This is a genomic window from Pseudomonas sp. LF020 (genome assembly GCF_053456425.1).
The window spans coordinates 86,388-109,414 of the sequence record NZ_JBRFIX010000007.1; the positions used below are offsets into that span (position 1 = coordinate 86,388).

Here is a 23,027-nt window from a genome sequence, read left to right on the forward strand (position 1 = left end):
CCATGCACCGCTATGCTCAAAAACTGCATCAATTGCTTCGGAGTCTGCTGCTTTTGTCTTTTATCTCCGCCACCGGCGCTCAGGCCGCTGAAAAGATCGACCTGATCATCGACACCGATCCTGGTGCTGACGACGTGGTTGCGTTGCTGTTTGCGCTGGCTTCGCCCGATGAGTTGAACATCCGTGCCTTGACCACCGTGGCCGGCAACGTGCGCCTCGACAAGACTTCGCGTAACGCGCGTCTGGCCCGCGAGTGGGCAGGGCGTGAAGACGTTCCGGTGTATGCCGGTGCACCAAAGCCACTGATGCGCACGCCGATCTATGCCGAGAACATCCATGGCAAGGAAGGCCTGTCGGGTGTCACCGTGCATGAGCCGAAAAAGGGCCTGGCCGAAGGCAATGCAGTCAACTACCTGATCGACACCCTGAAAAAAGCCAAGCCGCACAGCATCACCATCGCCATGCTTGGCCCGCAGACCAACCTGGCGCTGGCGCTGATCCAGGAGCCGGAGATCGTTAACGGCATCAAGGAGGTGGTGGTCATGGGTGGTGCGCACTTCAATGGCGGCAACATCACCCCGGTGGCCGAGTTCAACCTGTTCGCCGACCCGCAAGCGGCGGAAGTGGTACTCAAGAGCGGCGTGAAACTGACCTACCTGCCGCTGGACGTGACCCACAAGATCCTCACCAGCGACGCACGCCTGAAACAGATTGCCGCGCTGAACAACAACGCAAGCAAGATTGTTGGCGACATCCTCAACGAGTACATCAAGGGTGACATGGTGCACTACGGCATCCCGGGCGGCCCGGTGCATGACGCTACCGTCATCGCTTACCTGCTCAAGCCTGAGCTGTTCACTGGTCGTTCGGTGAACGTTGTAGTGGATAGTCGCGAAGGTCCGACTTTTGGCCAGACCATCGTTGACTGGTATGACGGTCTGAAGGCGCCGAAGAACGCCTTCTGGGTGGAAAATGGGGATGCTCAAGGCTTCTTCGATCTGCTGACCGAGCGTCTGAAGCGCTTGAAGTAAGGCTGTGACCCGCAGGTGCCAGCCTGCGGGTTTTTATTTTCTCTCGGTGTCCTGCGTGCTCTCGTCGTCATGCTGGTGCCGCTCGAACACTTGGGCGATAAACGTTTGTGCGCCCTGGGTTCCCATCGTCTTGACCAGCAGATCGATGCTGATCAACGCCAGCTCCTCCGCACTGCCGGGGCTGTACGAGCTGTGCCCCTTCGGCCAATGAACCTTGATGTCGGCGGAGATGCTTACGGTGTTCATGAGTGCGCTCGAAAAGTCGGGAATGTCTGAAAGCGAGTTAACCACTTTGGCGGGCGTTTGGCACTGCGACTTAGGCATGAACGCGTCGCTATGCGACACTTGGTCTTTTCCGACTGATCCAAGGAATGTGCTGTGCAGATCGATTTGAACACCCCCGACGGCCTCACACTCGACGCTGTGCGCCAGTTGCTGGCCTCGGCCAGTGATGATGTGCACACGCAGCTGCGCGTGACCAAGGGTGGGATTGCCTATATTTCTTCTGGCGTGACCGGCGGGCAGGACATTGATGGCCTGCTGTTTCGTCTGGAGACCTGGGCCAAGGGTTCGGGATATGTCGGCAACGTCGCGGCCAGCGATGAAGTCTGGGTGATGCAGATTTTCAACGCACTGAAAGACAATTGGCCGAATCCGCCGCTCGATTACATCGACGTCTATTGAGCTTCGTTAATATTCGGTGACGATTGCGTGAGGATGCGGTGCGCGCACTTCAGGCAGACTCAGCGTTTTTCCGGGTCGTGGGGCAGGGTGATGGCACCGGCTGTGAAACCAAACGCCGAATTGGCGGTCGCACGATCTCAGCTTAACCATTTGAAAAAAGGAGGCTTCATGCCTTTGAAGTTCGCGTCTCTGGGTGCACTTATGGCCGTTGCCATGTTGGCCGGTTGCAGCACAACCTCCAGCGAGTCGGCAAAGGATCCTGTGGCGACCGATGCCGGTCATAGCCGCTGTGAAGCAAAGGCAGCAGAATTTGCCATCGGTAAAAAGGCTTCGCCGGAGCTGCTCGATCAGGCTCGTGCCAAGGCTGGCGCGCAAAACGCCCGCTTCCTCAAGCCAACCGACATGATCACTCTGGAGTACCGCTCCGATCGCTTGAATCTGAACACCGACAACAACCTGGTGGTCACCCGCGTCAACTGCGGCTGATCGCAGAGCGCTTTTGTTGCAGGCATAAAAAACCCCGTCACATGGACGGGGTTTTTTTAGTGCGCCGGGAAATTACTCTGGGCGAACTTGTGCAGCTTGCATACCCTTTTGGCCTTTCTCAGCCACGAAAGAGACGGTCTGGCCTTCTTTCAGGCTTTTGAAACCGTCGGATTCGATAGCTTTGAAGTGTACGAACAGGTCGTCACCGCCACCTTGAGGAGTGATGAAGCCGAAGCCTTTTTCATCGTTGAACCATTTAACGGTGCCGGTTTGGCGATTAGACATGGTGTATCTCCAAGAAACATATATTTTCAGTAGTACTGTGCTGCTCAGGCCAACTGGGCACACCGGAGTATCATAGTCGAAATGTTCGCTTTGGTAGCCCCCCGGACGTGCTGTTTGCTTTCATATTGCATCGATTTCAACCTCTGAAATGTCTGCAAGCCCCGGTTTCAGTAGCTTTCAGCCGAATGAAGAGGGTGTAAAAAAAGCTATAAAACCTGCGTAAATTATCGATTTCGGGGTCTTTTTGGCGGTTTTCAGCCTGCTCGACGCCCGAAAAAACATTCGTCAGCGTTTATTTCTGTACTCGGCAAACCGAGATTTCTTTCAGTGCGCGCTGACCCAGTTCACCACTTGGCGGGGTGTTCTTGTCCATCAGTTGCGCGATCTCTTGTGTGGTGAATTTCTTTTCCAGCACGTCGGCACCGCAAGCGCAGTGTTTATTGGCTTCGGCCGGATTGACGCTCTTGCTGGCTGCGGCGGTGCAGTCGTTCATGTACTGGGCCTTGACGCCGGCAGGCCAGGCCGCGTTGGCGCTCAGCGGCAGCAGCAGGGCCAGCGGGGCCGCGAAAGCAAAAAGTCGGATGAGGCGCATGTCGGAAACTCCTTGGGTTGATATCGGCGACGATTCTCAGCTTATTTGAGGCAAAGCGTATATCCCAAGTTCACTTCGCGCCGCAAAAATGCACAAATCTTCAGCGCCGCAAATCGTTCGAGTCGATGACCGCTCATCTGTGCTAGCATGCCGGGCTCAAGCGTTCTCAGGCTCCGGATGGCCTTCAGCCCCGGCAGCGGTCAGCGTGCGAAAAATTCCGATTTGAATCCCAGTCACTCTGGTTCGGTTTTCCGGTTGGCCGCAAGGCTCCTGCCGCTGTAAGGCAGGCGTTCGTCATTGAATGGCCTGGATCGGATCTTGTACTGGCTCATCCCAACCCACGTGACCTTTGGTAGGGGTCACCACTAGGAGAGGAGGCGCCATGCCAACTATTACTCTTCCCGACGGCAGTCAACGTTCATTCGATCACCCGGTTTCCGTAGCCGAGGTCGCCGCATCCATTGGTGCAGGCCTGGCCAAGGCCACCGTGGCCGGCAAGGTCAACGGCAAGCTGGTCGACGCCTGCGACATCATCGACAGCGACGCGACGCTGCAAATCATCACGCCAAAGGATGAAGAGGGGCTGGAGATCATTCGCCACTCTTGCGCGCACCTGGTTGGCCATGCGGTCAAGCAGCTGTACCCGACTGCGAAAATGGTCATCGGGCCGGTCATCGACGAAGGCTTCTATTACGACATCGCCTTCGAACGTCCTTTCACGCCGGACGACATGGCGGCCATCGAACAGCGCATGCACCAGCTGATCGACAAGGATTACGACGTCATCAAGAAAGTCACTCCGCGCGCCGAAGTGATCGAAGTGTTCAAGGCCCGCGGCGAAGACTACAAGCTGCGTCTGGTCGAAGACATGCCGAACGAGCAGGCCATGGGCCTGTACTACCACGAAGAATACGTCGACATGTGCCGTGGTCCGCACGTGCCGAACACCCGCTTCCTGAAATCCTTCAAGCTGACCAAGTTGTCCGGTGCTTACTGGCGCGGTGATGCCAAGAACGAGCAACTGCAGCGCGTTTACGGTACTGCCTGGGCTGACAAGAAGCAGCTGGCGGCCTACATCCAGCGCATCGAAGAAGCGGAAAAACGCGATCACCGCAAGATCGGCAAGCGCCTGGGCCTGTTCCACACCCAGGAAGAAGCGCCGGGCATGGTGTTCTGGCACCCGAACGGCTGGACCCTGTATCAAGTGCTCGAGCAGTACATGCGCAAGGTGCAGCGTGACAACGGCTACCTCGAGATCAAGACCCCGCAAGTGGTTGACCGCAGCCTCTGGGAGAAATCCGGGCACTGGGCCAACTACGCCGACAACATGTTCACCACCGAGTCGGAAAGCCGCGACTACGCCATCAAGCCGATGAACTGCCCGTGCCACGTGCAGGTGTTCAACCAGGGCCTGAAGAGCTACCGCGAGCTGCCGATGCGTCTGGCCGAGTTCGGTGCCTGCCACCGTAACGAGCCGTCGGGTGCGTTGCACGGGATCATGCGCGTGCGTGCATTCACTCAGGACGACGCCCACATTTTCTGCACCGAAGAGCAGATGCAGGCCGAATCCGCTGCGTTCATCAAGCTGACCATGGACGTTTACCGCGACTTCGGCTTCACCGACGTCGAGATGAAACTGTCCACTCGTCCGGAAAAACGTGTAGGTTCCGACGAGCTGTGGGATCGCGCCGAAGCGGCACTGGCTGCAGCCCTTGATTCTGCCGGCCTGCCGTACGATCTGCAGCCGGGCGAAGGTGCGTTCTACGGTCCGAAGATCGAGTTCTCGCTGAAAGATTGCCTCGGTCGCGTCTGGCAGTGTGGTACCTTGCAGCTCGATTTCAACCTGCCAGTCCGTCTCGGCGCCGAATACGTCTCCGAAGACAACAGCCGCAAGCACCCAGTGATGCTGCACCGGGCGATCCTCGGTTCGTTCGAGCGTTTCGTCGGGATTTTGATCGAGCATTACGAAGGTGCATTCCCTGCGTGGCTCGCGCCAACCCAGGCAGTGATCATGAATATCACTGATAAACAGGCAGATTTCGTCGCTCAGGTTGAAAAAACTCTCAACGAAAGCGGATTTCGTGCCAGGTCCGACTTGAGAAATGAAAAGATCGGCTTTAAAATCCGCGAGCATACTTTGCTCAAGGTTCCCTATCTTTTGGTTATCGGAGATAAGGAAGTCGAGATGCAGACTGTCGCTGTGCGTACTCGTGAAGGTGCTGACCTGGGCTCGATGCCCGTCGCCCAGTTCGCTGAGTTTCTCGCGCAAGCGGTTTCCCGGCGTGGTCGCCCAGATTCGGAGTAATTATTATTAAGCGTGAAATGAGACAAGATAAACGAGCTGCACCGAAAGCCCCGATCAACGAGAATATCTCGGCACGCGAGGTTCGGTTAATTGGCGCTGATGGCGAGCAGATTGGCATCGTCTCGATTGATGAAGCGCTTCGTATTGCTGAAGAAGCAAAGCTTGATCTGGTAGAAATCTCTGCTGACGCAGTCCCACCGGTTTGCCGGGTGATGGACTACGGCAAATCGATCTTCGAAAAGAAGAAGCAGATTGCAGCAGCGAAGAAAAACCAGAAGCAGATTCAGGTAAAAGAAATCAAGTTTCGTCCAGGGACGGAGGAAGGGGATTACCAGGTAAAACTGCGCAACCTGGTACGTTTCCTGAGTGACGGGGACAGGGCCAAGGTATCCTTGCGATTCCGCGGCCGTGAGATGGCCCACCAGGAGCTGGGGATGGAACTCCTCAAGCGGGTTGAAGCTGACCTGCTCGAGTACGGTTCGGTCGAACAGCATCCTAAGATGGAAGGACGCCAGCTGATCATGGTCATCGCCCCGAAAAAGAAGAAGTAATCAACAGGGCACGGCAGGCCTTCTGATTATGTTTATCAACTGAATGCGGAGTATCCGAACATGCCAAAAATGAAAACCAAAAGTGGTGCTGCTAAGCGGTTTCTGAAAACTGCTAACGGTATCAAGCACAAGCACGCTTTCAAGAGCCACATCCTGACCAAAATGTCGACCAAGCGTAAGCGTCAACTGCGCGGTAGCAGCTTGCTGCATCCGTCTGACGTGGCAAAAGTCGAGCGCATGCTGCGCCTTCGTTAATTTTAGTCAAGAATAGAGGAAGTAACTCATGGCTCGTGTAAAGCGTGGCGTCATTGCCCGTAAGCGTCACAAAAAAATTCTGAAACTTGCTAAAGGCTACTACGGCGCACGCTCCCGCGTATTCCGTGTTGCCAAGCAAGCGGTAATCAAGGCAGGCCAATACGCCTACCGTGACCGTCGTCAGAAAAAACGTCAGTTCCGCGCTCTGTGGATCGCTCGTATCAACGCTGGTGCTCGTGTTAACGGTCTGTCCTACAGCCGTTTCATTGCTGGCCTGAAAAAAGCGTCCATCGAGATCGACCGTAAGGTTCTGGCTGATCTGGCAGTGAACGAAAAAGCGGCGTTTGCTGCGATTGTCGAGAAAGCTAAAGCCACCTTGGCTTAAGTACCCCCGACAGTCACCCGGCCTCACCTCTGTGGGGCCAGGTGTTAAACGTCATAAATAGGGGAAGAGCCTTCAAGCTCTTCCCCTATTTTGTATCTGGAGTCTGTACATGGAAAACCTGGATGCGCTGGTCTCTCAAGCACTAGAGGCTGTGCAAAGCGCTGAAGATATCAATGCCCTGGAGCAAATCCGGGTTCAATACCTTGGCAAAAAGGGTGAATTGACTCAGGTGATGAAGACCCTGGGGAATTTGCCGGCAGAAGAGCGTCCGCAAGTCGGCGCCCTGATCAACGTTGCCAAGGAACGTGTCACAGGCGTTCTCAATGCGCGCATGGCTCTGTTTGAAGAAGCCGAACTGGCTGCCAAACTGTCTGCCGAATCCATTGACGTGACGTTGCCGGGCCGTGGCCAGACCTCCGGTGGTCTGCATCCGGTGACCCGGACTCTGGAACGAGTCGAGCAGTTCTTTACCCGCATCGGCTACGGCATCGCCGAAGGCCCTGAGGTCGAAGACGACTATCACAACTTCGAAGCGCTCAACATCCCAGGCCATCACCCGGCCCGGTCGATGCATGACACCTTCTATTTCAACGCGAACATGTTGCTGCGCACCCATACCTCACCGGTACAGGTCCGCACCATGGAGTCCAAGCAACCACCGATCCGCATCGTCTGCCCAGGTCGTGTGTATCGCAGCGACTCCGATATCACCCACTCGCCGATGTTCCACCAGGTCGAAGGCCTGCTGGTCGATCGCGACATCAATTTCGCCGATCTCAAAGGCACCATCGAAGAATTCCTGCGGGTGTTCTTCGAAAAAGAGCTGGCCGTACGTTTCCGTCCTTCGTACTTCCCGTTCACCGAGCCATCCGCTGAAGTCGACATGGAATGCGTGATGTGCAGCGGTAAAGGCTGCCGCGTCTGCAAGCAGACCGGCTGGCTGGAAGTCATGGGCTGCGGCATGGTTCACCCGAACGTGCTGCGTATGTCCGGCATCGATCCGGAAGAGTTCTCCGGCTTTGCCTTCGGCATGGGCGTCGAGCGTCTGGCAATGCTCCGTTACGGCGTGAACGACTTGCGTCTGTTCTTCGACAACGACTTGCGGTTCCTCGCGCAATTTCGCTAGTCGTAACGAATTCTTAGGAGAGCAGGATGAAATTCAGTGAACAATGGCTGCGTGGCTGGGTTAGCCCGCAGGTAAGTCGCGACGAGCTGGTTGCTCGTCTGTCGATGGCGGGTCTGGAGGTCGATAGCGTGACCCCGGTCGCCGGTGTATTCAGCGGCGTGGTCGTGGGCGAGGTGCTGAGCACCGAGCAGCACCCTGATGCCGACAAGTTGCGTGTGTGCCAGGTCAGCAATGGTGTGGAAACCTTCCAGGTCGTGTGCGGTGCGCCAAACGTGCGTCCGGGCCTGAAGATTCCGTTCGCCATGATCGGTGCCGAACTGCCGGGCGACTTCAAGATCAAAAAGGCCAAGCTGCGCGGCGTCGAATCCAACGGCATGCTGTGCTCGCAAGCCGAGCTGCAGGTCGGTGAAGGCAATGACGGTCTGATGGAGCTGCCGGCCGACGCGCCGGTGGGCGAAGATTTTCGTGTGTACCTGGATCTGGAAGACGCCAGCATCGAGGTCGACCTGACTCCGAACCGTGGCGACTGCCTGTCGCTAGCCGGTCTGGCCCGGGAAGTGGGTGCGCTGTACGACACGTCGGTCGCTCGCCCGGTGGTCATGACCATTCCGGCTGTGCACGACGAAGTGCGTCCGGTCGAAGTGCTGGCACCTGCCGCTTGCCCGCGTTATCTGGGTCGCGTCATCCGTAACGTTGACCTGTCCAAACCAACCCCGCTGTGGATGGTTGAACGTCTGCGGCGCGCCGATGTGCGCAGCATCGACGCTGCGGTCGACATCACCAACTACGTGATGCTCGAACTGGGCCAGCCGCTGCACGCCTTCGATCTCGCCGAAATCAATGGCGGCATCCGTGTGCGCATGGCGGAAGAGGGTGAGAAGCTGGTTTTGCTCGACGGTCAGGAAGTCAGCCTGCGTAGCGATACCCTGGTGATTGCCGACCACACCCGCGCTCTGGCGATTGCCGGCGTAATGGGTGGCGAGCACAGCGGTGTGTCCGCAACCACTCGCGACGTTTTCCTGGAAAGTGCCTTCTTCGATCAGATCGCTGTGGCGGGCAAGGCCCGTTCCTACGGCCTGCACACCGACGCTTCGCACCGTTACGAGCGTGGCGTGGACTGGCAACTGGCCCGTGAAGCCATGGAGCGCGCCACCGGCCTGCTGCTGGAAATCACTGGCGGCGAAGCCGGCCCGATCATCGAGACCGTCAGCGAGCAGCACCTGCCGTCGATCGCGCCGATCACCCTGCGTGCGCAGCGCATCACCCAGATGCTGGGGATGGAAATGGATTCGGCTCAGGTCGAGCGTCTGCTCAGCGCCTTGGGTCTGAATATTTCCGCTGACGGAGCAGGGCAGTGGCGCGTAGAAGTGCCAAGCCATCGCTTCGACATCAGCCTGGAAGTCGATCTGATTGAAGAGCTGGCGCGTCTGTACGGCTACAACCGTCTGCCGGTTCGTTACCCGCAAGCGCGTCTGGCGCCACAGGCCAAGGCTGAAGCACGCAGCGAATTGCCTGAACTGCGCCGTCTGTTGGTTGCCCGTGGTTATCAGGAAGCGATCACTTACAGCTTCATCGATCCGAAACAGTTCGAACTGTTCAACCCGGGCGTCGAGCCGCTGTTGCTGGCCAACCCGATCTCCAATGACATGGCGGCCATGCGTTCTTCGCTGTGGCCGGGTCTGGTCAAGGCGTTGCAGCACAACCTGAACCGTCAGCAGGATCGCGTGCGTCTGTTCGAAAGCGGTCTGCGCTTCGTCGGTCAGCTGGAAGGTCTGAAGCAAGAGCCAATGTTGTCGGGTGTTGTTTGCGGCAGCCGTCTGCCGGAAGGCTGGGCACAGGGTCGCGACACCGTCGATTTCTTCGATGTGAAAGCTGACGTTGAAGCGGTGCTGGGTTTTGCCGGTGCACTGGATACCTTCACTTTCACTCCGGGTAAACACCCGGCGCTGCACCCGGGTCAAACCGCGCGCATTGAACGTGACGGGCGTGAAGTCGGCTTTATCGGTGCAATCCACCCTGAGCTGTCCAAGGCTCTGGGGCTGGATCGTCCGGTCTTCGTCTTCGAGCTGGTTCTGGCTGAAGTCGCTTCCGGAAAAATGCCGCAATTCCATGAGTTGTCGCGTTTTCCTGAAGTGCGTCGTGACCTTGCACTGATCGCGCACAAAGACGTCGCGGCCTCGGCTGTATTGGACGTAATCCGTGAAAATGCAGGCGAATGGCTCACTGATCTCAGGCTGTTTGACGTGTATCAGGGTAAAGGCATTGATCCTGATAGAAAAAGCCTTGCAGTTGGCTTGACCTGGCAGCATCCATCGCGCACTCTTAATGACGATGAGGTGAATTCGACGACGCAAAACATCCTCACCTCGCTCGAACAAAGGTTGAACGCCACGTTAAGGAAGTGACGTATGGGGGCTTTGACGAAAGCTGAGATGGCGGAACGTCTGTATGAAGAGTTGGGCCTGAACAAGCGGGAAGCCAAGGAATTGGTTGAACTGTTTTTCGAGGAAATCAGGCACGCTCTTGAAGACAACGAGCAGGTCAAATTGTCCGGTTTCGGCAATTTCGACCTTCGGGACAAACGCCAGCGGCCTGGCCGCAACCCGAAAACGGGGGAAGAAATCCCGATCACGGCTCGCCGTGTGGTCACCTTTCGTCCAGGGCAGAAGTTGAAGGCCCGAGTTGAGGCTTATGCTGGAACCAAGTCATAACGACGAACTACCCGTCATCCCGGGCAAACGCTACTTCACCATTGGTGAAGTCAGCGAGCTGTGTGCGGTAAAACCGCACGTGCTGCGCTATTGGGAGCAGGAGTTTCCTCAACTCAACCCCGTCAAACGCCGCGGAAACCGCCGGTATTATCAGCGCCAGGACGTGCTGATGATCCGGCAGATCCGCGCGCTCCTTTACGATCAAGGGTTCACCATCGGCGGCGCACGCTTGCGTTTGTCCGGCGATGAAGCCAAAGACGACACCACCCAATACAAGCAAATGATCCGCCAGATGATCGCTGAGCTTGAAGATGTACTGGTGGTGCTCAAGAAATAAAAAGCTGCGTTTGAATACTTCCAGTTTTCAAAAGCTTGCGATATATTCTTGAGCGCTCTTCGAGACGAAGGGCGGTTTCAAACCAGTCGGGGCGTAGCGCAGTCCGGTAGCGCACTAGCATGGGGTGCTAGGGGTCGAGTGTTCGAATCACTCCGTCCCGACCATATTTCCTGAATAAAATCAGACACTTAAGCCGATCATTTGGATCGGCTTTTTTGTGCCTGCGCAAAACCCGCGCAAAGCTCTTCGTCATGAGCGCGCTGGCGTGGCCGGCGATCCTCTGACCGTCTTTCGTTAAAAAGAAGTCTGATATAAAAGCGATTAAGGCTATTCATTTGGGGCCAACACCAAATCAAGAGTTATCACAGAGGTCCATTGAAGCGCTGCTCACAAGATTAGGCTTGGCTGACATTCCAGTTATTTTTCACGTGCCGGGAAGGCTGCAGCCTGATTTCCTCTTCGCCGCGGCTTTCTCTGACCGTTCCGCATTGCTCTTGGTCATGGCCTACCTCTTCAACTCCGCTGGTCGGACAAGTCCAGCCAAGTCTGTCGGCCTCGGTGGCGGGCACGCTTGGTGATTCGTCTCAAGCAGCTACCTTCAACTGGTGCCATGCACCTCCTTGTGTGACCGTGCTGGCACAGTTTGATGGCACTATCGTGTCAATTCGGTTATGTTTTCCCTTCGGCATGAGGCCGATGGAGGGGGACATGGCTACTAATCGTGAAATTGCGTTGGAGCAGGCGCTAGTCGCAACGTTTGCTGCAGCCAAAAAACTTGGTATCGATCAAGGCACATTGCAACAAGAGTCTCGTGAGATTATTCAGCGCTACAGCCAGTTCGTGGAGCTGGATCAGCCTCATGTCGCCGACGCTCGAAAAGAGCTGGCAGGTGCTTGGGATCAGTTCAAAGCAATTGCGGGCAAATAATTTCGTCCTCTGGCTCACCGGGTGAGTCGTGCAGGATTCGCAAGCTTTCGTTGCGGAACTCCTGCGACACCTTTCAACAATAATAAAAGGTGTCGTGACACTCCTGAGCATCACTGCCGCAGTTTCGAACTCCGCGGCGATCACATTCCGCAACAGGTTCTGATACACCTCCTGCTGGTTGTTGAAACCGTGTTCTTTGATCAGACGCCTCAGGTCGGGCTTGAACACCCCGGCGACCTCAACCGTAAACTTCTCGACGCTGTTTTGGGCATTGTGCTTATCGCCGTGGGCTTTTTCGCCTACGGATCTACTACGGCTCAAGGCGCGGCATTGATCGCGGAGGTATCGCCTCAACTGCGGGTGGCGTAATTCAGATACTGAGTCCGCGGTTAAAGGGTTTGTCGCAAAGCGCATCTCCTGAAAACTCACCGTCCTACGCCTTTGGCAGCGCCAAAACCACAACAGCGAGCGGCAACCCGGTACCGATCTGCATCGGCGAGCGTCGATGGGGCGGGATGATCATCTCGGCCTCGATCCTGGCTGGAGACAAAGTGTAAGCAGAACAGCAGCAAACCAACCGCCCGCGAGGCGGTTTCTTTATGCCTGGAGGAAAGCATGGGCGCAGCGCAACAGATCGAGATCTACGGCGAGAGGGCGGCAGCAGCAAGCCGAAGTCGCCGGTAGAAGCCAGCGACAGCCTAAAGCTGCTGATCGCCGTGGGCGAGGGCGAGTTTGATAGTGTCCCAACCGATTACGACATCTACCTGGACAACACGCCGATCCGCGATGCCAGCGGCAACTACAACATCCCGAACGTGAAGTGGGGCTGGCGCCCGGGCTCGGTGGATCAGGCCTACATCCCGGGCATCCCGTCCGTGGAGAACGAGACCTCTCTGAACATCGAGTTGCGCAGCGATTCGCCATGGGCGCTTATTACCGAATTCCGCTACCGCAAAGTTGCGGTTCAGCCTGACACACTGTTCGTGTCGATATCCCAGTTTGGCGAAACAGCCGACACCCTGGCCGCCCTGCGTAATGCCAAAGAACTCGGATTTCTCGCCAGCTTGGCCATTTGCAACGTCAGCATCAGCTCGTTGGTGCGAGAGTCCGACCTGACCCTGCTAACCCAGGCAGGTCTCAGCGCCTGGAACTGTACGCACCAAGGGTTTAAAAGGCTGGACGTTTTCATTGAAGTACGAGGCGACGTCCGAAACGCTCCTGGCCATTCAGCCTCGCATGCGTGTTCGCGGATAACTCCGAAAGGGATCCCCCAGGGCGCCCTGGCCGAGGCATTCCATGACAGCTCTTTACCCGTTCGGGGCGGGGGTATTGATGCAACAAAACTCGGATGCACTCGTTCGCTCCGCTGGTTGCCGTTGGGCGCGGAGGCGAGTGCATTCGGGATAGGTCGGGAAATTGATGACTAGTTGCGCGGACTCACTGCGGTACGACACGCAGAAAAAAGCCCGCGAGAGAGGCGGGCTTCAGGGAGGGGCTTCAGAGGCAGTCGGATTTGCCTATCTGAAACTCGACTACCGGTGAGCTGGTTGAATCTTTGTAGAGGAGGTCAATGGCAAGACCCGATTTCACGAACTGTCCCAAACCTTTTTCATTACAGAAGGCAGTAGCTGCAAGCGCTCTTGCGTCTTTGGCGAATTCATCAGAATCGATTTCGTCTTTCGTAACTTTTGTGAGTGTGTAAGAGATACGCATGACTTCATCGCTGTAGGTCACAGAATCGGCGCGAATTGAATCGTCAGATACTTTTCCGGACTGGACACTCATGATGAGCGCGAGCCCCTTGAGTTGGCGCTCCCGCTCCTGCTTTTTCTCTTCCGGGCCAGATTTTGCGTGCCATACCTGTACCAGGATAAAGAGCAAAGTCATTGCCGAAAAAAATATGATTATTCCGCGATACTGTTTCAAGTGAGATTACCGTAGCAAAAGGCCATTACTCATTTGACCATGCCGGTAGCACCCTCTCAAGTCGGAGCAGTTACAACATTGACACCGCAAAATGCTCGACAGCATCCATCCGTTCAGCGGACTGTCTCTGGACGTTGAGGGGATCCAATTCTGGTGCGTTTGGAGCATGCGCGCAGCTACGCCTCAATGCAGAACCCTGCGACTCTCACCAATCCTGATCCGGTCCAGCGCCCGGTTCAATGCATCCAGGGCATCCAGAAGCGCCTTCGCTTCTGCCTCTCGGCCATCGCCCCATAAACGTTCCGCCATTTTGTTCAGGGCCTGGATCGAGCGTTCGATGTCAGCGGCAGTCGCTGATGTCTGGGGTTGCGCTTCTTTACTGGGCATACGGTCATTCATCTGAGGGTATTGGCAATCCCCAGCATGATCGGCGTTCATTGCCGTTCAATCCAGTGGTTACTGTTTCGGCTTCCTTTGAATATCTTCCGAGTCGCTGGAGGTTGCCGCGTCTTTCTCGGTTTCTTTCGATTCTGCACCCGAATTCGAACCCGAGGCCTCTTCACCTTTCTTGTTGGCTTTTTCTTCGTTGGATTCGGATTTGTTGCTGGATTGATTCACGCCCGGAATGGCCGTGGGCGGCGCGGCTGATCCTGCTTTCTCGCTTGCCAGAGTCAAGCCAGAGCCAGCCAGCATCAGGCATGCAAACGTCAGGGTTGCAATCTTCTTGTTCATTTTTTTGGCCTTGCGCTGAGGGGTGTACCGCATTGGAGACGTCAGTCGCGCCAAGGTGCTGGCGGTTGGACGAACGGTTGTCACTGCGCAAATGCGGCAAATTGCTGGCCCCCAGGTTTTTCCTTACCGGGCAAACTCGCCTTTTTTCAAAAGGTTAGGTTGGCTATATGCGGACGATTGTCATAACCGTTGCAACGCTTTCCCTGGCTGCCTTCGCTTCGGCCACTGAAGCGAGGGAGTTGAGCAAGAGTCACCGGTTCGCCTGTACCTGGGGCTCGGACATCGCTGCCGGGGCGCAGCAGTCGAAACTGTCGGGGATCTCGTTGTATGGCGCGCGCAAGCAGTTGCAGGTACGCAAGTTCCAGCAGCCGTGGATGCGCATGACGGCGATGGGGATTACCGAGCAGACCTACAACAGCTCGTCGAAGCTCAAGCCGGCGGCGGTCAAGCAGACCTATTACGAACAATGCGTGCGGCATGAGCTGGCCCAGCGATAAACCAAAAAGCCCAACCTGAAGCGGTTGGGCTTTTTCATGCCTGACGAAACGTCGGCGTTACTTGTCTGTCTCGCAATTGACCATCCACGACACGCCAAAGCGATCGACCAGCATGCCGAAGCGGGCGGCCCAGAACGTCGCTTCCAGCGGCATGTCGACGCGACCGTCCTTGGCCAGCGCATTGAATACCCGCTCGGCTTCGGCAACGCTGTCGACGTTAAGCGATATTGAACAACCGCTCATGCCGCCGGTTGGCCGGTCGGGCGTGGTGTCCGAGGCCATGATCATCTGGTCGCCGACTTTCAGGCAGGTGTGGATCACCAGATGATGATGCTCTTTCGGTACGTGTTCGGCGGCGGGTGTTTCGCCGAAGGTCATGATTGCTTCGAGTTTGCCCTGCAAGGCTTGTTCGTAAAAGGTGAAAGCCTCGCGGCAGTTGCCGTTGAAGATGAGGTAAGGATTGATTCGCATGGCGTCGTTCCTGGCAGTAGGCGCGGAGAGCGGCGATGTTCGCCAGGTTCCGCGAAAGGCGGTTAAACCATAGCAAAGCATTGGACGTCGCAACGGCCAGAGTTTTCCAGATGTTTTTCTTCTGAAAACGCCGCGCTTCAGCACGGATAAAACCTGCGGAGTACCATGGCACCTGTATGACCTTTCGAGCTTAATCTGCCATGCCTCTGATTTCCCGCTTCAACGCCCTGTTCGATCAGGCCCGGCGCGCCTTGCTGTTGGTCTGGGCAACATCACGCGGATTGTTTCTGGGCCTGGTGCTGGCGACCTTGATTGCGGGGGTTCTGCCGGCGCTGGCCGCATGGCTGGGTCAGCGCATTGTCGATGCGGTGGTGACGGCGATGCAGTTGCACGCGCAACAGGGCGATGCACCGCTGTGGCCGGTGTTGCGTTATGTGCTGATGGAAGCGGGCGTGTTAGCGCTGTTATCCGGTACGCAACGGGCGTTGTCGGTGCAGCAGTCGCTGTTGCGGGTGCAGTTGGGGCAAAAGGTCAACACGCTGATTCTGCAAAAGGCGCAGACCCTGTCGCTGGTGCAGTTCGAGAATTCCGAGTTCTACGACAAACTGGTGCGTGTACGCCGCGAAGCCTCGACCCGGCCGCTGGCGTTGGTGATGAAGTCGCTGGGGCTGATCCAGAACCTGATCATGCTGATCAGCTTCGGTGTGCTGCTGGTGCATTTTTCGCCGTGGGCACTGCTGTTGCTGGTGATCGGCGCGTTGCCGGTGTTCTTTGCCGAGGCGCATTTCTCCGGCGACGCTTTCCGCTTGTTCACTCGCCGGGCCCCGGAGAGTCGGCAGCAAAATTACATCGAAACCTTGCTGTCCCACGAGGCCTATATCAAAGAGGTCAAGCTGTTCGGCTTTGCGCCGTTGCTGTTGCAGCGCTATCGGGACACCTTCGCCAAGCTCTACGCCGAGGATCGGCGCCTGACATTGCGTCGTGATGGCTGGGGTTTCGGTCTCGGCTTGCTCGGCACCGGGGCGTTCTATCTGGCTTATGCCTGGGTGGTCATCGATGCGGTGCATGGCAATATCAGTCTCGGCCAGATGACCATGTACCTGGTGTTGTTCAAGCAGGGGCAGAGTGCGGTCAGCAGCAGCCTGAGTGCGATCAGCGGCCTGTACGAAGATGGTCTCTATCTGTCGAATCTGTACGAATATCTGGCCGAACCGGTGCTGGCTGATTCCGGCCATCTCACCGTCGGCGCGCAACCGGGCGATGGCCTGCGCTTTGAAAACGTCGGTTTCCGCTATCCGGGGGCCAGCCGTTCTGCACTGGAAGGCATCGACCTGCACCTGGTGCCGGGCAAGAGCGTGGCGCTGGTGGGGGAGAACGGCTCAGGCAAAACCACGCTGATCAAATTGCTGACGCGCCTGTATCGGCCCGATCAGGGTCGGATTCTGCTTGATGGCAGCGATTTGCAGGATTGGGAAGAGAACACGTTGCGGCGGCGTATCGGGGTGATTTTTCAGGACTATATTCGCTACCAGTTCACTGTGGGCGAAAACATCGGCGTGGGCGATACCTCGGCGTTCAACGATGAATCGCGCTGGCACGCTGCGGCGGCGGAAGGCATGGCCGCGCCGTTCATTGAAGGCCTCGACCGTGGCTATGCCACGCAGTTGGGCCGCTGGTTTGCTGGCGGTCAGGAGTTATCGGGCGGGCAATGGCAGAAGATTGCCTTGTCCCGGGCGTACATGCGCCGCGATGCCGACATCCTGATTCTCGACGAACCGACCTCGGCGCTGGATCCGGCAGCGGAAGCGGCAGTGTTCGAGCATTTCAGCCAGCACACCGAAGGTCGCATGACCTTGCTGATCTCCCACCGCTTTTCCAGTGTGCGCAACGCCGATCAGATCATGGTGCTGGAGGGCGGACGGATACTCGAGCAGGGCGATCACGACAGCCTGATCGCTGCTAACGGACACTACGCCAAACTGTTCGATCTGCAGGCGCGCGGCTATCGCTAGGAGTCCTGCGCGCTGCGTACCAGTGCGGGGCCGGCCACGCGCGGCGCGGGTTTGGTCTGCATCAACGCGTCGATCGCCTTGCGATAATTCTGCCCGCCCAGCGCCATGCTGTTGTTATGGGTGGCACCCGGCACCAACAGCAGTCGTTTCGGTTGTTGGGCGGCGTTGAACAGCTGTTCGCTGAAGCGCGGCGGCACGAACGCGTCAGCCATGCCGTGTACCACCAGCAGCGGCATGTGAATCTCGGCGATCTTGTCGATGGAGTCGAATTTCTGCGACAGCAGCCAGCGCACCGGCAGCGAAGTGTTGGCCACGGCGGCGGCCACGTCGGCGAGAGAGGTGAACGTCGACTCGATCACCAGGCCTTTGACTGGCAGCGGAGTATGGTCCCGAGCCGCGTCCTGGCCGAGTTCGGCGGCCAGATCAATCGCCACGGCACCGCCCAGGGAGTGACCGTAGATCAGGCGCTTGTTCGGGTCGGGCTGCAGCAGTTTGAAGCGTTCCCACGCCACACGGGCATCTTCGTACACGCTGCTTTCCGAAGGCAGGTCACCCTTGCTCTGGCCGAAACCACGGTAGTCGATGGCCAGTACCGAGTAGCCGGCCGCGCGCAACTGCTCGATGCGGAACAGCTGTCCGGTGAGGTTCCAGCGCACGCCATGCAGATAGAGAATTGCCGGTGCATTGGCTTTTTCCGCCGGCCACCACCAGGCATGAATATTCTGCCCGGCCTTGAAGCTCTTGGGCTGCAAGTCGAGTTCCTGCACGCTGAGCGGCAAGCCGTGATACCAGCCGGCCGTGCCCGGTTCGATGCGAAACAGCAGTTTGCGCTCGGTGTGTTCGAGCACCGCACAACTCGTCGGCACGCCAATGATCAGCGCAGCCATGCAGGCGAACGCCAGACGGCGGCGGCGCAAACGAGTCATGAAGGACAGGAACATTAAACGGTTCACCACAGCGCAGACAAAGAAGGCTTTTTACCAGAAGGCTCGGTCTGCGCGTGATTTTTTCGACCACCGTCTACTCGCAACGATTTCAAAATGCTGCAGCTCAATCCACGCGCAGGACGATTTTGCCGATGTGGTCGCCACCTTCCATGCGTGCATGTGCCTGGGCCGCGTCGTTCAGCGAGTAAACCTTGTCGATGATCGGCAGGCAGCGTCCGGCGGCCAGCGCCGGCCACACATGTTCGCGCAATTGCCCGGCAATCTCGGCCTTTTCCTCAGCGGTTCGCGCACGCAGCAGCGAACCAGTGATCACCGCGCGCTTGGCCATGATCGCCAGCAGGTCGATGTCGTTGGCTTTGCCGCCACCGAGAAAACCCAGCATCACCAATCGGCCATCCATCGCCAGCGCGCTGACATTCCCGTTGAGGTATGAGGCGCCCATGATGTCGAGGATCGCGTTAACGCCTTGGCCAGCCGTTTTTTCGGCGATGACCGTGGCGAAATCCTGCTCGCGATAATTGATTGGCTGCCCACCCAGTTTGCTGATTGCCGCGCATTTATCGACGCTGCCGGCGGTGGCAAAGGCTTCGATGCCGAACTCGCGGCACAGCATCAGCGCGGTGGTGCCGATGCCACTGGTGCCGCCGTGGATCAGCACGCGCTGACCACGCTGGGCGTGGCCGAGGCCAAACAGGTTGGCCCAAACGGTAAAGAACGTTTCCGGGATAGCGGCGGCCTGCACCCAATCCAGTCCTTCGGGGATCGGCAAGGTTTGCCCGGCCGGGACGTTGCAGTATTCGGCGTAACCGCCACCATTGGTCAGCGCGCAGACCTTGTCCCCCAGCGCAAACTGACTGATACCGGCACCCAGCGCCACCACTTCGCCGGCCACTTCCAGACCGGGGATCGGATTCATGCCCGGCTTCATCGGATACTTGCCGGCCCGCTGCAGGGCATCGGGACGGTTGATCCCGGCGGCATGCACGCGGACCAGCACTTCCCCGGCTGCAGCGACGGGCAGGGGCACGTGTTTGGCCTGCAAGACTTCGGGGCCACCGGGTTGAATGATTTCGATACGGGTCATTTCGCTGGGCAGTGTCATATCCGGTCCTGTTGCGTAGGAGGTCTGTAGGTGGGAGTTCAAAGGGGGGGCAATGATTCCCTGCAAAAGCATTCAAGGCATGAGAACAGTGGTGAGGATATCGGCTATCGTTGCCGCTTTAACGCAGCGATTTGGCGGCATAGTGATGCAAATTTGCATCGGCAGGAGATCAGATGAATTGGGATGACGCACGGGTGTTTCTCGCCGTCTGTCGCGAGTCGACACTGCGCGGGGCCGCGCGAGTATTGAATGTGGATCAAGCCACCGTCGGACGGCGGATCACTGCGCTGGAAAAGTCCCTCGGCGCGACGCTGTTCCTGCGCACGTCCGAGGGCTACGCGCTGACTGCGGTAGGCGAAGCGGCGCTCAGGTCGGTGGAGAAAATGGAGCATTCGGCGCTTGAGCTTGAGCGGCAGATTCAGGGCCTGGATGATCGCCTGACCGGCACGGTGCGGGTCAGCACCACCGATTCGCTGGCCATCGATTTCCTGATCCCGGCCATCGCCCGCCTGCACGAACTGCATCCGGACGTGCGCGTGCAACTGGACGCTTCCACGCAGATCCTCAGTCTGGCCAAGCGCGAGGCGGATATCGCCGTACGCAACACCCGGCCCGACAATCCGGACCTGATCGCCCGGCGCATCGCGCGCTGGCCAACCGGGTTATTCGCTTCAAAGGCTTACGTCGACGCCAATGGCGAACCCGAGCCCGGCAGTGCTTTCGCCGGGCATGACCTGGTGGTTTATCAACCGTATCTGCAGAGCAACCGGGACCTGAACCTGGTGGGGGAGCCGATCAGTCGCGGGCGAATCGTCGCCAGCCTCGGTTCCAGCCTGTTGATGCGGCGCTCGATTGCGGCGGGTATTGGTGTAGGAGAAATTCCGGTGTACATGGGCGAGCGCGACGGTCTGGTCAGGCTCTGGCCACAGCGTACCCGCCCGCAACCGTACGAAGTGTGGTTGGTGACCCATGCGGATCTGCGCCATACGGCGCGGGTGAGGGCGGTGATCGAGCAGATCGTCGAAGTGTTTGCGTCGGAAAACGAGTAAGGCGCGTTTTCTAGGCGAACTCACAAGGTCTGACGAAATGGCCTACGCCGGACGCAGAATTCGCTGGCTTGTAGGCCGAAGGACCGGGGGCTATCGTTGCCAAAGGCTGGTGCGAGGCCGCACGCTTGCACTGGAGTGACATACCACGGACGGTATCGGTAGCCCGATAAAGGTGTCGAATTGGAAGCCAGGGAATTCAGTCACTTTCAAAGCAGTGACATAACGGGTAATGGTCAGAGTACGCAAGTCATGGGCGCCATCAGTCGAGAAGAATTCAATGCCAGGATCGAGACCATCGAGACACGAATGGATGCTCGACTGGACGCGGTATCAATGAAAATTGACGGGTTTTTATCTGTTCAGGGAGAACGGGACAAAACTCAAGTCGAACGAGACAAACGCTACGACTTGATAACGCAAGAAATGCGCAAAATTGCCGACGGCGCGCAGGAAGCAGCAAGGCAGGGCGCCACCGTCAAGGCCAACGTCTGGGCAGCAACGGCCGTCCAGTTACTTGGAATAGTCACCATCGTCGTTGGGGCCTATTACGCCAATCAAGCCAACATGTACGTAGCTATACAAACCACCCTAGCGGCGGTCCAGGCGGGCAAGGATGCCCACACACCCAAATCGCCGGAGTTGCCAACGCCGCCACCACCACAATAAAAAACGGCCTTCATATGAAGGCCGTTTTTGCAGATGATAAAACCCTGCCTCATGGCATTTGCGGCAACTCCTGCGGCCGCAGATCGAACACCAGCACTTCGGCATCCACGCCATTGCTCAGGGTCAGTGCCTGTTCTTCACGAACCCGCACGCCGTCACCTTCCTGCAGTTGCACGCCGTTGAGCTCTACGCTGCCACGCGCCACATGCACGTAGGCATAACGACTGGCCGGCAGTTTCAGCGTCGCGCTTTCCTGGCCGTCGAACAGGCCGGCGTAGACCCGCGCGTCCTGACGTACTTTCAGCGAGCCATCAGCGCCGTCCGGCGAGATGATCAGTTGCAGGCGACCGCGTTTTTTCTGCGCGCTGAAGTGCTCTTGCTGGTAGCGCGGCTTGGCGCCGGCCACTTCCGGCACGATCCAGATCTGCAGAAAGTGCACCGGCCGGGTGGCCGAATGGTTGAATTCGCTGTGGGCCACGCCACTGCCGGCGCTCATCAGTTGCACGTCACCGGGGCGGATCACCGAACCGGTGCCCAAGGTGTCTTTATGCTCCAGCGCGCCTTCAAGCACGTAGGAAAAGATCTCCATGTCACGGTGCGGATGCTGGCCGAAACCCTTGCCGGCCGCCACGCGGTCATCGTTGATCACCAGCAGGTCGGAGAAACCCTGTTCACGCGGGTCGCGGTAGCTGGCAAAGGAAAAGGTGTGGAAGGATTTCAACCAGCCATGATTGGCGAGGCCACGGTCGGAAGCTTTGCGAAGGGTCAGCATGATGAATTCTCCTTGCAGGACGTTGATTCGTCCGAGTGAGGAGAAGGTTACTGTTAATCGTTTGGGGTAATAAGTAGGTGGAAATTGAAATACTGTCCTGCTCAGGTTGACAGTTTTGCGGAGTCGATCACGCATTCTTTTCGCCGCTCTCTACGCACGTGGCCATAATGCGAGGCTTGCTTCCTTTTCCTTGATTTCAGTGATGTTCACCCATGAAAACCGTGGCAATGGTGCTGTTTCCCGACTTTCTTCTGCTCGACATGGCCGGCCCCATGGAGGTGTTTTCGGTCGCCAATCGCTACTTGAAAGCCGAAGATCACTACCAACTGATCACCTTGGGTACCGAACGCGGGATGCTGCGGGCTTCCAATGGCGTACAGGTACAGACCGACTCTCATATCGACGACCCGGCCCAGGCCTTCGACCTGCTGCTGGTACCGGGTGGACCGGGCGCCTATAACGAAAAACATCCGGCGCTGCTCGCCTGGTTGCAACGCTCGGTGGGGCAGGCCGGTTGCTACGGTTCGATCTGCACCGGGGCTTTTGTGCTCGGGCATGCCGGGCTGCTCGACGGTTATCGCGTGACCACCCACTGGAATTACACCGAGCGGCTGATCAAGGCGTTCCCCGAGGCGCGGGTGGAGACCGATCAGATTTACACCGAAGACCGCAATCTGATCACTTCGGGAGGCGTGACCGCCGGCATCGATCTGGCGTTGGCCGTGGTTGCCCGGGATCACGGGAAAAAAGTCGCCCAAGACGTGGCCAAGGTCCTGCTGGTGGTGATGAAACGGCAGGGCGGGCAAGCGCAGTTCAGTCCGTTGATGGCCGCGGTGGCACCGCAGGAAACCGCAATCACCCGGGTGCAGAACCATGTGCTGGAACACCTCGACGAAGCGTTTACGGTCGAGCGCATGGCGGGGCTGGCGAACATGAGCACCCGGCACTTTGCGCGGCTGTTCGCGCGGGATGTGAACATGACGCCGATGGAGTTTCTGCAAAACGCCCGCATTGATTGCGCGCGTAATCTGCTGGAAACCACCGAGCTGCCGTTGAAGACCGTGGCCTACAAAAGTGGTTTCGGCAGTGTGCGCCACATGCGTTTTCTGTTCGCTGAAAAGCTCGGTCTGACCCCGGCACAATACCGCGAGCAGTTCAGCTAGAGCGGTTGTGTCCGT

The 23,027-nt window shown here is 57.8% G+C and carries 27 protein-coding genes, 1 tRNA gene and 3 pseudogenes; 21 read left to right on the forward strand and 10 right to left on the reverse strand.

The window, feature by feature from the left end; all coding sequences use genetic code 11:
- Window positions 1-2 precede the first annotated feature (2 nt).
- On the forward strand, window positions 3-1,031 hold the full coding sequence (locus tag ACU680_RS17560; RefSeq protein WP_448180092.1) for a nucleoside hydrolase: 1,029 nt from the start codon (window positions 3-5) through the stop codon (window positions 1,029-1,031).
- Window positions 1,032-1,064: 33 nt separating this feature from the next.
- Here ACU680_RS17560 and ACU680_RS17565 read toward each other — a convergent pair whose 3' ends face one another.
- The gene (locus ACU680_RS17565; RefSeq protein ID WP_448180238.1) at window positions 1,065-1,277 is read right to left on the reverse strand and encodes a hypothetical protein; all 213 of its coding nucleotides are present in this window, start codon (window positions 1,275-1,277) and stop codon (window positions 1,065-1,067) included.
- A gap of 132 nt (window positions 1,278-1,409) precedes the next feature.
- On the opposite strand from ACU680_RS17565, the gene ACU680_RS17570 reads away from it, so the two are divergent.
- Window positions 1,410-1,715, forward strand: coding sequence for a hypothetical protein (locus ACU680_RS17570; RefSeq protein ID WP_007961247.1), 306 nt, complete (start codon window positions 1,410-1,412; stop codon window positions 1,713-1,715).
- Window positions 1,716-1,883: 168 nt separating this feature from the next.
- Window positions 1,884-2,201: an I78 family peptidase inhibitor gene (locus ACU680_RS17575; protein ID WP_007961248.1), complete on the forward strand. Its 318-nt coding sequence runs from the start codon at window positions 1,884-1,886 to the stop codon at window positions 2,199-2,201.
- 72 nt (window positions 2,202-2,273) lie between these two features.
- Here ACU680_RS17575 and ACU680_RS17580 read toward each other — a convergent pair whose 3' ends face one another.
- Window positions 2,274-2,486 carry a cold-shock protein gene (locus ACU680_RS17580; RefSeq protein ID WP_003179963.1) on the reverse strand — a complete coding sequence of 71 codons (213 nt, stop codon included), beginning with the start codon at window positions 2,484-2,486 and terminating at the stop codon, window positions 2,274-2,276.
- A 292-nt stretch (window positions 2,487-2,778) separates the two neighbouring features.
- Window positions 2,779-3,078 carry a hypothetical protein gene (locus ACU680_RS17585; RefSeq protein ID WP_003226370.1) on the reverse strand — a complete coding sequence of 100 codons (300 nt, stop codon included), beginning with the start codon at window positions 3,076-3,078 and terminating at the stop codon, window positions 2,779-2,781.
- Window positions 3,079-3,460: 382 nt separating this feature from the next.
- Between ACU680_RS17585 and thrS the strand changes: the two genes are divergently transcribed.
- From thrS to ACU680_RS17650, 13 genes and pseudogenes are all read left to right on the forward strand, one after another.
- Window positions 3,461-5,383, forward strand: a complete 1,923-nt coding sequence (thrS, locus tag ACU680_RS17590) for a threonine--tRNA ligase (protein ID WP_448180093.1) — start codon at window positions 3,461-3,463, stop codon at window positions 5,381-5,383.
- Window positions 5,383-5,934 carry a translation initiation factor IF-3 gene (infC, locus tag ACU680_RS17595; RefSeq protein WP_170929410.1) on the forward strand — a complete coding sequence of 184 codons (552 nt, stop codon included), beginning with the start codon at window positions 5,383-5,385 and terminating at the stop codon, window positions 5,932-5,934. The genes thrS and infC overlap by 1 nt, the downstream gene beginning before the upstream one ends.
- 60 nt (window positions 5,935-5,994) lie before the next feature.
- The gene (rpmI, locus tag ACU680_RS17600; RefSeq protein WP_002553160.1) at window positions 5,995-6,189 is read left to right on the forward strand and encodes a 50S ribosomal protein L35; all 195 of its coding nucleotides are present in this window, start codon (window positions 5,995-5,997) and stop codon (window positions 6,187-6,189) included.
- A gap of 28 nt (window positions 6,190-6,217) precedes the next feature.
- Window positions 6,218-6,574: a 50S ribosomal protein L20 gene (gene rplT / locus ACU680_RS17605; RefSeq protein ID WP_002553161.1), complete on the forward strand. Its 357-nt coding sequence runs from the start codon at window positions 6,218-6,220 to the stop codon at window positions 6,572-6,574.
- 109 nt (window positions 6,575-6,683) lie between these two features.
- Window positions 6,684-7,700 (forward strand): phenylalanine--tRNA ligase subunit alpha, encoded by a 1,017-nt coding sequence (gene pheS / locus ACU680_RS17610; RefSeq protein WP_003226365.1) that lies wholly within the window; start codon window positions 6,684-6,686, stop codon window positions 7,698-7,700.
- A gap of 26 nt (window positions 7,701-7,726) precedes the next feature.
- Entirely contained in the window at window positions 7,727-10,105 is a 2,379-nt protein-coding gene (gene pheT, locus ACU680_RS17615; protein ID WP_448180094.1) for a phenylalanine--tRNA ligase subunit beta, read from the forward strand.
- 3 nt (window positions 10,106-10,108) lie between these two features.
- Window positions 10,109-10,411, forward strand: coding sequence for an integration host factor subunit alpha (ihfA, locus tag ACU680_RS17620; protein ID WP_002553164.1), 303 nt, complete (start codon window positions 10,109-10,111; stop codon window positions 10,409-10,411).
- A complete protein-coding gene (locus tag ACU680_RS17625) occupies window positions 10,392-10,748 on the forward strand; it encodes a MerR family transcriptional regulator (RefSeq protein WP_003179985.1) in 357 nt (118 codons plus the stop codon). Before ihfA ends, ACU680_RS17625 begins: the two co-directional genes overlap by 20 nt.
- An 87-nt stretch (window positions 10,749-10,835) precedes the next feature.
- Window positions 10,836-10,912 (forward strand) — tRNA-Pro (locus ACU680_RS17630).
- A 544-nt stretch (window positions 10,913-11,456) separates the two neighbouring features.
- Window positions 11,457-11,675, forward strand: a complete 219-nt coding sequence (locus ACU680_RS17635) for a hypothetical protein (RefSeq protein ID WP_367085121.1) — start codon at window positions 11,457-11,459, stop codon at window positions 11,673-11,675.
- A 231-nt stretch (window positions 11,676-11,906) separates the two neighbouring features.
- Window positions 11,907-12,232, forward strand: a pseudogene (locus ACU680_RS17640) (tail assembly protein); the annotation flags it as partial.
- Between the two features lie 58 nt (window positions 12,233-12,290).
- Window positions 12,291-12,601: pseudogene (locus ACU680_RS17645) on the forward strand (hypothetical protein); the annotation flags it as partial.
- A gap of 9 nt (window positions 12,602-12,610) precedes the next feature.
- Window positions 12,611-12,811 (forward strand): annotated as a pseudogene (locus ACU680_RS17650) (SIS domain-containing protein); the annotation flags it as partial.
- Window positions 12,812-13,172: 361 nt separating this feature from the next.
- On the opposite strand, the gene ACU680_RS17655 reads toward ACU680_RS17650, so the two are convergent.
- The 3 genes from ACU680_RS17655 to ACU680_RS17665 all read right to left on the reverse strand — a co-directional run bounded on the left by ACU680_RS17655 (window position 13,173) and on the right by ACU680_RS17665 (window position 14,333).
- Window positions 13,173-13,601, reverse strand: a complete 429-nt coding sequence (locus ACU680_RS17655) for a hypothetical protein (protein WP_448180095.1) — start codon at window positions 13,599-13,601, stop codon at window positions 13,173-13,175.
- A gap of 183 nt (window positions 13,602-13,784) precedes the next feature.
- On the reverse strand, window positions 13,785-13,988 hold the full coding sequence (locus tag ACU680_RS17660; RefSeq protein WP_367086171.1) for a hypothetical protein: 204 nt from the start codon (window positions 13,986-13,988) through the stop codon (window positions 13,785-13,787).
- A gap of 69 nt (window positions 13,989-14,057) precedes the next feature.
- On the reverse strand, window positions 14,058-14,333 hold the full coding sequence (locus ACU680_RS17665; protein WP_448180096.1) for a hypothetical protein: 276 nt from the start codon (window positions 14,331-14,333) through the stop codon (window positions 14,058-14,060).
- 167 nt (window positions 14,334-14,500) lie between these two features.
- On the opposite strand from ACU680_RS17665, the gene ACU680_RS17670 reads away from it, so the two are divergent.
- Window positions 14,501-14,830, forward strand: a complete 330-nt coding sequence (locus ACU680_RS17670; RefSeq protein ID WP_400763288.1) for a hypothetical protein — start codon at window positions 14,501-14,503, stop codon at window positions 14,828-14,830.
- Between the two features lie 57 nt (window positions 14,831-14,887).
- Here the strand turns inward: ACU680_RS17670 and ACU680_RS17675 are convergent, their stop codons facing one another.
- Window positions 14,888-15,301 (reverse strand): VOC family protein, encoded by a 414-nt coding sequence (locus tag ACU680_RS17675; protein ID WP_183780942.1) that lies wholly within the window; start codon window positions 15,299-15,301, stop codon window positions 14,888-14,890.
- 200 nt (window positions 15,302-15,501) lie between these two features.
- Between ACU680_RS17675 and ACU680_RS17680 the strand changes: the two genes are divergently transcribed.
- A complete protein-coding gene (locus ACU680_RS17680; RefSeq protein ID WP_448180097.1) occupies window positions 15,502-17,313 on the forward strand; it encodes an ABC transporter ATP-binding protein in 1,812 nt (603 codons plus the stop codon).
- Here the strand turns inward: ACU680_RS17680 and ACU680_RS17685 are convergent.
- Both ACU680_RS17685 and ACU680_RS17690 read right to left on the reverse strand, forming a co-directional pair.
- Window positions 17,310-18,254, reverse strand: a complete 945-nt coding sequence (locus ACU680_RS17685; RefSeq protein ID WP_448180098.1) for an alpha/beta hydrolase — start codon at window positions 18,252-18,254, stop codon at window positions 17,310-17,312. The genes ACU680_RS17680 and ACU680_RS17685 overlap by 4 nt on opposite strands.
- 109 nt (window positions 18,255-18,363) lie before the next feature.
- Window positions 18,364-19,362 (reverse strand): NAD(P)H-quinone oxidoreductase, encoded by a 999-nt coding sequence (locus ACU680_RS17690; RefSeq protein WP_448180099.1) that lies wholly within the window; start codon window positions 19,360-19,362, stop codon window positions 18,364-18,366.
- A gap of 173 nt (window positions 19,363-19,535) precedes the next feature.
- Between ACU680_RS17690 and ACU680_RS17695 the strand changes: the two genes are divergently transcribed.
- Both ACU680_RS17695 and ACU680_RS17700 read left to right on the forward strand, forming a co-directional pair.
- Entirely contained in the window at window positions 19,536-20,411 is an 876-nt protein-coding gene (locus ACU680_RS17695) for a LysR family transcriptional regulator (RefSeq protein WP_400763296.1), read from the forward strand.
- Between the two features lie 180 nt (window positions 20,412-20,591).
- Window positions 20,592-21,077 carry a hypothetical protein gene (locus tag ACU680_RS17700; protein WP_367085112.1) on the forward strand — a complete coding sequence of 162 codons (486 nt, stop codon included), beginning with the start codon at window positions 20,592-20,594 and terminating at the stop codon, window positions 21,075-21,077.
- Between the two features lie 49 nt (window positions 21,078-21,126).
- On the opposite strand, the gene ACU680_RS17705 is transcribed toward ACU680_RS17700, so the two are convergent.
- On the reverse strand, window positions 21,127-21,849 hold the full coding sequence (locus ACU680_RS17705) for a pirin family protein (protein ID WP_448180100.1): 723 nt from the start codon (window positions 21,847-21,849) through the stop codon (window positions 21,127-21,129).
- Window positions 21,850-22,061: 212 nt separating this feature from the next.
- Here ACU680_RS17705 and ACU680_RS17710 point away from each other — a divergent pair, with 212 nt between their 5' ends.
- Complete coding sequence (locus tag ACU680_RS17710; RefSeq protein ID WP_448180101.1) at window positions 22,062-23,012, forward strand: GlxA family transcriptional regulator; 951 nt, start codon at window positions 22,062-22,064, stop codon at window positions 23,010-23,012.
- Window positions 23,013-23,027: the final 15 nt, after the last annotated feature.

What these genes read in the sequence shown, in the direction of transcription:
- ACU680_RS17695 (WP_400763296.1), top strand. Translation starts at nt 19,536, where the DNA reads ATGAATTGGGATGACGCACGGGTGTTTCTCGCCGTCTGTCGCGAGTCG.
- ACU680_RS17665 (WP_448180096.1), bottom strand. Translation starts at nt 14,333, where the DNA reads ATGAACAAGAAGATTGCAACCCTGACGTTTGCATGCCTGATGCTGGCT.
- ACU680_RS17625 (WP_003179985.1), top strand. Translation starts at nt 10,392, where the DNA reads ATGCTGGAACCAAGTCATAACGACGAACTACCCGTCATCCCGGGCAAA.
- ACU680_RS17690 (WP_448180099.1), bottom strand. Translation starts at nt 19,362, where the DNA reads ATGACACTGCCCAGCGAAATGACCCGTATCGAAATCATTCAACCCGGT.
- ihfA (WP_002553164.1), top strand. Translation starts at nt 10,109, where the DNA reads ATGGGGGCTTTGACGAAAGCTGAGATGGCGGAACGTCTGTATGAAGAG.
- ACU680_RS17580 (WP_003179963.1), bottom strand. Translation starts at nt 2,486, where the DNA reads ATGTCTAATCGCCAAACCGGCACCGTTAAATGGTTCAACGATGAAAAA.
- ACU680_RS17585 (WP_003226370.1), bottom strand. Translation starts at nt 3,078, where the DNA reads ATGCGCCTCATCCGACTTTTTGCTTTCGCGGCCCCGCTGGCCCTGCTG.
- pheS (WP_003226365.1), top strand. Translation starts at nt 6,684, where the DNA reads ATGGAAAACCTGGATGCGCTGGTCTCTCAAGCACTAGAGGCTGTGCAA.
- ACU680_RS17660 (WP_367086171.1), bottom strand. Translation starts at nt 13,988, where the DNA reads ATGCCCAGTAAAGAAGCGCAACCCCAGACATCAGCGACTGCCGCTGAC.
- ACU680_RS17635 (WP_367085121.1), top strand. Translation starts at nt 11,457, where the DNA reads ATGGCTACTAATCGTGAAATTGCGTTGGAGCAGGCGCTAGTCGCAACG.
- ACU680_RS17575 (WP_007961248.1), top strand. Translation starts at nt 1,884, where the DNA reads ATGCCTTTGAAGTTCGCGTCTCTGGGTGCACTTATGGCCGTTGCCATG.
- ACU680_RS17685 (WP_448180098.1), bottom strand. Translation starts at nt 18,254, where the DNA reads ATGTTCCTGTCCTTCATGACTCGTTTGCGCCGCCGCCGTCTGGCGTTC.
- rpmI (WP_002553160.1), top strand. Translation starts at nt 5,995, where the DNA reads ATGCCAAAAATGAAAACCAAAAGTGGTGCTGCTAAGCGGTTTCTGAAA.
- rplT (WP_002553161.1), top strand. Translation starts at nt 6,218, where the DNA reads ATGGCTCGTGTAAAGCGTGGCGTCATTGCCCGTAAGCGTCACAAAAAA.
- ACU680_RS17710 (WP_448180101.1), top strand. Translation starts at nt 22,062, where the DNA reads ATGAAAACCGTGGCAATGGTGCTGTTTCCCGACTTTCTTCTGCTCGAC.
- ACU680_RS17675 (WP_183780942.1), bottom strand. Translation starts at nt 15,301, where the DNA reads ATGCGAATCAATCCTTACCTCATCTTCAACGGCAACTGCCGCGAGGCT.
- thrS (WP_448180093.1), top strand. Translation starts at nt 3,461, where the DNA reads ATGCCAACTATTACTCTTCCCGACGGCAGTCAACGTTCATTCGATCAC.
- pheT (WP_448180094.1), top strand. Translation starts at nt 7,727, where the DNA reads ATGAAATTCAGTGAACAATGGCTGCGTGGCTGGGTTAGCCCGCAGGTA.
- ACU680_RS17705 (WP_448180100.1), bottom strand. Translation starts at nt 21,849, where the DNA reads ATGCTGACCCTTCGCAAAGCTTCCGACCGTGGCCTCGCCAATCATGGC.
- ACU680_RS17560 (WP_448180092.1), top strand. Translation starts at nt 3, where the DNA reads ATGCACCGCTATGCTCAAAAACTGCATCAATTGCTTCGGAGTCTGCTG.
- ACU680_RS17670 (WP_400763288.1), top strand. Translation starts at nt 14,501, where the DNA reads ATGCGGACGATTGTCATAACCGTTGCAACGCTTTCCCTGGCTGCCTTC.
- ACU680_RS17680 (WP_448180097.1), top strand. Translation starts at nt 15,502, where the DNA reads ATGCCTCTGATTTCCCGCTTCAACGCCCTGTTCGATCAGGCCCGGCGC.
- ACU680_RS17565 (WP_448180238.1), bottom strand. Translation starts at nt 1,277, where the DNA reads ATGAACACCGTAAGCATCTCCGCCGACATCAAGGTTCATTGGCCGAAG.